Here is a 5,214-nt window from a genome sequence, read left to right as displayed (position 1 = left end):
CCCCCCCCCCCCCCCCCCCCCCCCCCCCGCCCCCCCCCCCCCCCGCCGGGAACCCGATGGTAGGGCTTCGTTGCCGCCAACAACAGCTACGCCCATGGAACACCGGGTAGCGCCGGCCGTTGGCCGGCGTACCGACCAACGGTCGGTACCGACCGTGGTGGGATCCCCGGGTAGGTCACGACCGTTGGTCGTGCCCCTTCAGGGTTTGTTGAGGAAATTATTGGCCAGCAGGTCCCGCACATCCCGCACCCGCCCGCTGAGCACCGCCTTGGCCGCATACAGCGCAGTGCCCGCCACCTGCTTGGCCTCCACCTGCGGCGGCATCACCAGCTCGGTGGGGCTGGTGTGCACATCCAACAGCGCCGGGCCGGGATGGGCCAGCACGTCCTGCACGGCCTGCTCGAGGTCCTCGCTGCGGGTCACGGTGCGGCCGTAGAAGCCGATCACCTCGGCCAGACGGCCGAAATCAGGGTTCTTCAGGTCGGTGTAGTTGTCCAGCAGGCCTTCCACCTTCTGCTCCAGCTCGACGAAGTTCAGCGAGCTGTTGTTGTAGACCACCACCTTGATCGGCAGATTCTCCTGCACTGCGGTGAGCAGATCACCCAGCAGCATGGCAATGCCGCCATCGCCGGACAGGGAAATCACCTGACGACCGGGAAAGGCCTTCTGCAGCCCCAGCGCCTGCGGCATCGCATTGGCCATCGTGCCGTGCAGCAGGCTGGTCAGGGTGCGGCGACGGCCATTGGCGCGGATGTGGCGCAGGATCCAGACCATGGGCGAGCCGCCGTCGGCGGTGAACAGCGCATCATCGCTGGCATGGCGATCGATCAGCGCGGTCAGATGCTGCGGATGGATCAGTGTGCCCTCGCCCGGCTGCTCCTCGTCGGCACGGGTGGCCAGTGCCTTGTCGCGGCGCTCGATGCACTCGTCGAGGAAGCTGCGGTCCTCGCGCGGAGGCAACAGCGGCAACAATGCATCCAAAGTCGGACCGATATCCCCCACCACGCCCAACTGCACCGGGTGGCGACGCCCCAGGTGGCTGCCGTCACGGTCGACCTGGATCAACGTGGCTTTGTCGGGGTAGTACTGGCCCCAGGCGAAATCAGCGCCCAGGAGCAGCAGGGTGTCGCAGGCCATCAGCGTGTGAAAACCCGATTCGATGCCGAAGATGCCGGTCATGCCCATGTTGTACGGGTTGTCGTGCTCCACGAAGTCCTTGGCGCGCGAGGTATGCGCAATGGGGGCCTTCAGCCGTTCACCCAGCGCCACCAACGCGTCATGCGCGTGCTCGCAGCCAGCACCGGCATAGATGCCGATCCGCTTCCCTTCGGCAATCAGCGCCGCGATACGCTGCAGTTCCTCGTCGCTGGGGCGCAGCACCGGCTGGGTGACGTGCACGCCGAAGGGCACATCGTGCTTCACTTCCGCTTCGCTGATATCGGCCGGCAGAATCACCACCGCGACACCCCGGCGGCTGATCGCCGTCTGGCAGGCCAGGGCCACGACACGACGCGCCTGCTCGGGGTTGTATACCTGTTCGCAGAACACGCTGCAGCTGGCATACACCGCCTTGAAGTCCACTTCCTGCGGGAACTCCATGCCCAGTTCGGTGGTGACCACCTGGCTGGCGATCAGGACAAGCGGCGCACGGTTGCGGTTACTTTCAAAGATGCCGTTGATGAAATGCAGGCTGCCCGGACCGCAGGAACCGGCGCATGCGGTCAACTGTCCGCTGATCAGCGAATCGGCCCCGGCGGCAAACGCGGCCACCTCTTCATGGCGCACATGCACCCAGTCGATGTCGCTGCGATGGATGGCATCGGTGACGTGATTGAGGGTGTCGCCGACGATTCCGTAACAGTGGCGCACACCGGCCGCCTGCAGGGTTTCAACGACGATTTCGGCAACGCGCTTGCTCATGACAGGACATCCACAGTTCCGGGGGAAGCTGCAGCCTAGTCCTGCGCAGGTGACACCGGCGTGCGAAAACACGCCGGTTCATACCTATGTATGTCCCGCTTAAAACGAAACCTCCACCGCCTGCTGCGCCCACAACACACTCTGGTGCCCCGTGGCCTGCTTCCACGCCAGCCGGATCGCCTCGATATCGGCGCGACGCTGCGGCGTGTTCTCATGCAGCACCACCAGCACCTTGGTGCGCAGGCGGTTGGGTTCTTTCGCACCACGGAACAGCCACTGGCCGTAGGCATCGAACACGGTCAGACCATCGGGGAAACGCGGCGTGACCTGCTTGTCGAGGAAATCGCGCCACTGTGCGTCGGTAATCGCATCGGTCTGCTTGCGCTCGGAGGCCCCGCTCTCTTCGCCCACACCGAAATACAGCTCGCTGCGCACCCAGCCCGCCGCGGCATCAGGGCGCGCGGCGTCGCCCTGCAACGTGGCGGTGACGGCAGCCGGTGTGCTCGCGGTCGAGGCCGGGCCGGCGGCGGTAGCGCAACCACTGGCGGCCAGGATCACAGCGAACAGCAGGGCATAGGACTTCATCGGGTACATCTCCGGAAAACGTGCGGGGGAAGGAAGCGTGCAGGACATCCGGTTCCTGCGCAGATCACCAACGGTTATCTGCTGATGCCCAGCCTGCATGCAAGCCCGGTCAATCGGGACTTGCATCACAGGGCGTCATCACGCCAATATAATATATCGCTTCATCCGGATGGATGTAAATGAAACCATTCATCCCCTCCCCCTCCTCCCCCCGTCGTTCTGCTGGAGTCCGCATGTCCCGCCCGTCCGCGTCCCGCCTTGGCCTTGCCATTGCCCTGGTCCTCTCCTCTCCCCTGCTGGCCCAGGACCTCCACGCGCAGGACGCGCCGGCTTCAGCCACCACCCTGGACACGGTGATCGTCACCGGCACCCGCGCCATCGACCGCACCGTGCTGGAATCCACCTCGCCGGTGGACGTGCTCACCGCCGAGGACATCCGCAAGGCCGGTGTGGTCAACGGCGAGCTCGGCAGCGCCCTGCAGACCCTGCTGCCGTCGTTCAACTTCCCGCGCCAGTCCAACTCCGGCGGTGCCGACCATGTGCGCGCCGCACAGCTGCGTGGCCTGTCGCCCGACCAGGTGCTGGTGCTGGTGAACGGCAAGCGCCGCCATACCAGCGCACTGGTCAACACCGACAGCAAGATCGGCAAGGGCACCACGCCGGTGGACTTCAATTCCATCCCGGTCAGCGCGATCCAGCGCATTGAAGTGCTGCGCGACGGTGCTGGCGCGCTGTACGGCTCCGATGCGGTAGCCGGCGTGATCAACGTCATTCTCGACAACGCGCCGGAAGGCGGTGCCATCGAGGCCAGCTTCGGTGCGCACCACACCGACCTCAAGCCGATTGACCGCAACATTACCGACGGCCAGACCAGCTTCTTCAGCGCCAAGGTGGGCACCGCGCTGAGCGACAACGGCGGCTTCCTGCGCGTGGGCCTGGAACTGAAGAACCGCGAAGGCACCAACCGCGCCGGCTTCGACCAGATTCCGCCGTGGGACCAGAGCGACACCAACCTGGCCGTTCAGGGCCAGCGCAACTACGTGCTGGGCGATGGCAAGACCAAGGATCTCAACGCCTGGATCAACAGCGAACTGCCGTTCGGTGAAACCTCGAAGTTCTACTTCTTCAGCACCTTCAACCAGCGCGACAGTGAAGGCGCGAACTACTTCCGCTACCCGGACAGCGACGCCAACTGGCCGGAGATTTACCCGAACGGCTATCGCCCGATTTCCGAAGGCGAGAACCGCGACGTGCAGGCCGTGGCCGGTGCGAAGGGCCAATGGGGCGAATGGAACTACGACGCCAGCCTGGACTACGGCTTCAACACCTTCACCTACCGCCTGCGCAATTCGCTGAACGCCTCGCTGGGCCCGACCAGCCCGACCACGTTCAAGACCGGCGATTACCGCAACGAACTGACTGTGGGCAACTTCGACCTGGGCCGGGTGTTCACCCAGGGCAACAACAGCCACAGCCTGGGCCTGGGCGTTGAAGCGCGACGCGACCACTACCAGACCCGCCCGGGTGATCCGGCCAGCTACGCCGCCGGTCCGTACACCGACCGCCCGACCGGCTCGCAGGCCGGCGGTGGCTTGACCCCGCAGGACGCCACCTCGCTGTCGCGCGATGTGGCGAGTGCCTATGCCAGCCTGTCCAGCACCTTCGGCGACCACTTCAGCAGTGACTTGGCCGCACGCTATGAGCACAGCGACGACTACGGCGGCGAGCTGACCGGCAAGCTGGGCCTGCGCTACGAGTTCACCCCGGCGTTCGCACTGCGCGGTGCCATCTCCAACAATTTCCGCGCACCGTCGCTGGCACAGATAGGCTATGAATCCACCTCCACCGGCTACAACGCCGCTGGCCAGCTGGTGCAGGGCCGTGTGCTGTCGGTGAACAACCCCATCGCCCGTGGCCTGGGTGCGCGCGACCTGAAGCCGGAAAAGTCGATCAACACCAGCCTGGGCTTTACCAGCCGCATCGGCGACCACTTCGATGTGTCGCTGGACTTCTACCAGATCGACATTGACGACCGCATCGCCATTTCCGAAAGCATCACCGGCGATGCATTGACGGACTACGTGCAGCAGCAGTTCGGCGTGGCCGGGCTGCAGAGCGCCAGCTTCTTCGTCAATGCCGCCGATACCCGCACCCGCGGCGCGGAACTGGTGAGCAACTGGCGGCAGTCGCTCGCGGGCGGCGAACTGGTGCTGACCGGCACCTACGCCTACAACAAGACCACGCTGAAGAACGTGCTGGCGACCCCGTCCAGCCTGCTCGCGCTGGACCCGGACTACGTGCTGTTCGGTGTGGAGGAAACCAACACCCTGACCGACGCCACGCCGCGCACGCGGGGTTCGCTGGCGGCCGCATGGACCAACGACCGTTGGGCACTGAACAGTCGTTTGACCCGCTACGGCAGTGCCACGCGCGTGTTCAACTTCGGTGACGGCTTCATTCCGCGCCAGACCTATGGGGCGGAATGGCAGCTCGATGCGGAAGTGGAGTTCAAGATCACGCCGCAGTGGAGCGTGGCGCTGGGTGGGCAGAACCTGACCGACAACTATTCGGATCTGTCCAACGAGGACATCTACTATTACGGCAACCTGCCGTATGACGTGCTGTCACCGATTGGCAGCAATGGTGCGTATTACTACGGGCGTGTCAGGTATACGTTCTGATCGAAGTGTACGGAGTGCCGGCCAACGG

The 5,214-nt window shown here is 65.0% G+C and carries 3 protein-coding genes; 1 reads left to right on the top strand and 2 read right to left on the bottom strand.

Translation table 11 applies throughout. The features are described 5' to 3' along the window. Positions 1 to 198 precede the first annotated feature (198 nt). The gene (locus tag QMX83_RS19915) at positions 199 to 1,920 is read right to left on the bottom strand and encodes a thiamine pyrophosphate-dependent enzyme (RefSeq protein WP_282298374.1); all 1,722 of its coding nucleotides are present in this window, start codon (positions 1,918 to 1,920) and stop codon (positions 199 to 201) included. Between the two features lie 99 nt (positions 1,921 to 2,019). Next, complete coding sequence (locus QMX83_RS19910) at positions 2,020 to 2,505, bottom strand: DUF3574 domain-containing protein (protein WP_282298373.1); 486 nt, start codon at positions 2,503 to 2,505, stop codon at positions 2,020 to 2,022. Positions 2,506 to 2,738: 233 nt separating this feature from the next. On the opposite strand from QMX83_RS19910, the gene QMX83_RS19905 reads away from it, so the two are divergent. After that, a complete protein-coding gene (locus QMX83_RS19905) occupies positions 2,739 to 5,186 on the top strand; it encodes a TonB-dependent receptor (protein WP_282298372.1) in 2,448 nt (815 codons plus the stop codon). The last annotated feature ends 28 nt before the right edge of the window (positions 5,187 to 5,214 follow it).

The organism is Stenotrophomonas sp. PS02289 (assembly GCF_029960115.1).
Lineage (GTDB): Bacteria > Pseudomonadota > Gammaproteobacteria > Xanthomonadales > Xanthomonadaceae > Stenotrophomonas.
This window is presented reverse-complemented; position numbering and strand designations above follow the sequence as displayed.